Consider the following 1,214-nt stretch of genomic DNA (forward strand, 5'->3'; position numbering starts at 1 on the left):
GTCGCGGCGCCGGTTCGCGTGTACGCCGGTACGCCGGTACGCGTATATCGCGTACATGTGGCCCCCAAGGCGGCTTCCCGTGCTCCGCACCGTCCGCCGCCCGCCCGCTCGCCGTCCCGGTCGACCGGCTCGAACGTCCCCATTGACGACCTCTGTGATGACCGTCACGCATCCTTCATGGAACGCTCATCCTCTGTTCACCGTTCAATGGAGTGTGGGCAGTTGAGAAACGCCCCGCCAAGCCGCCCCGGCCAGTCTCCCCCGTCTGGCCGGGGCATATTTCTGCCGTCTGCCGTCCGTTGGAAGGGATGGTCGGGGGCCGCGCCTATGCCCCGTGCGCGTCCAGGGGATTGGTGGCGATCCGGTCGGCGATGCCGGCGCGTACGTACTCCGCGGCGGTGCTGTCCGGTTTCCGCTCCGCCTGGTCCCGGAAGCAGGCGAGGAACTCGTTGCCGAGGCCCAGCCGAGGGTAGCGGTCGAGCACCTCGGTGCGCAGGCTCGCCGGGAGGGCGTCCGGACGCCGCCCGGAGATGTCCAACGACGTGCTGAACACGAGGAGATGGGACTCCGGGTCCTTCGCCACGTCCACCTCGTCCCACATGTGCCGGACGATCACCTCGGACGCCCGCACCCGGCGCTCCACGGGCCACCCGGCGCCCGCGGCGAACACCCACGCCATATGCCCGCCGGCGTTCTCGAAGGGCACGGTGTGGCTGTCGAACTCCTTGACCAGCCCGATGTCGTGGAACATCGCGGCCACGTAGAGGAGTTCCGCGTCGAAGGCGATGCCGTGAGCCGACGCATATCCGGCCGCCCAGAGGTAGGCCCGTACGGAGTGGTTCAGCAGTGCGGGCGAGCAGTAGGCGCTCGCCACCTCCCGCGCGGCACGGCAGGCGGTGGTCTCGGGTATCACAAGATCGTCCAGGGTCATGGCCGTGATTGTGGCCTACCGCCGGATCCTCGCGTGGAGCCGGATCCTCGCGTAGAGGGAGTGGGACACAGCGGGCTTTCAGGACGCAAAGGGGAAAGGGAGTCAAGGACCTCGGGGGGCGGACGAGCCGGCGCAGCTTCCGCGTCCGCCGCCATGTCGTCCCGTCCGCCGTGCCTGGACGCGGCCCCCTCAGCCGGCCGCCGTGTCTAGACCCAATGCCGCTGACTTTGAGGGTTGGCAGCCTGTAGCTTGTGGCCGGGGAGGGGTGCTTGGTGCCACGAGC

Annotated in this window: 1 protein-coding gene; it reads right to left on the reverse strand. The window is 69.3% G+C overall.

Annotated elements, in window-relative coordinates:
* Nucleotides 1-325: 325 nt before the first annotated feature.
* A complete protein-coding gene (locus ACO1BR_RS44100) occupies nt 326-931 on the reverse strand; it encodes an HD domain-containing protein (protein ID WP_426800751.1) in 606 nt (201 codons plus the stop codon).
* Nucleotides 932-1,214 lie beyond the last annotated feature (283 nt).

The organism is Streptomyces sp. YGL11-2 (assembly GCF_050054615.1).
In the GTDB taxonomy this organism is placed as follows: Bacteria; Actinomycetota; Actinomycetes; order Streptomycetales; family Streptomycetaceae; genus Streptomyces.